The organism is Massilia sp. CT11-108, from assembly GCF_047302915.1.
Taxonomy (GTDB): Bacteria; Pseudomonadota; Gammaproteobacteria; order Burkholderiales; family Burkholderiaceae_D; genus Telluria; species Telluria orientalis.
Genome location: NZ_JBKYMO010001432.1, coordinates 1 through 300 on the forward strand (window position 1 = coordinate 1; position 300 = coordinate 300).

1 protein-coding gene is annotated in these 300 nt (G+C 73.3%); it reads right to left on the bottom strand.

Annotated elements, in window-relative coordinates:
- On the bottom strand, positions 1-206 hold a 206-nt coding region (locus ACEN88_RS35140), incomplete at its 3' end, for an alpha/beta fold hydrolase (RefSeq protein ID WP_413347045.1).
- Positions 207-300 lie beyond the last annotated feature (94 nt).

The window sequence follows — 300 nt, forward strand, 5'->3', positions numbered from 1 at the left end:
GTCGCCAGCGCGGGGCCGGCGCTGCGGCCGTGGCCGGGCAGGTCGACGGCCAGCACCTGATGGCCCTGGTGCGCGAGGGTGCGGGCCTGGGTCGTCCAGACGGAATGGTCGTTCTGGGCGCCGTGGATGAACACGATGGCCTCCGGGCCAGGCGCGCTGCCGGCAGCGTAGGCGTAGGCGGTCTTGCCGTTCACGTCGAGCAGCATGTCAGGCTCCTTTCTGCGCCAGTTTCAGGGCGCGGGCGCCGGTGGCGTGCGAGCGGGGGCCGCCGATGGCATCCGCCCGGCCGAAGACCTTCAG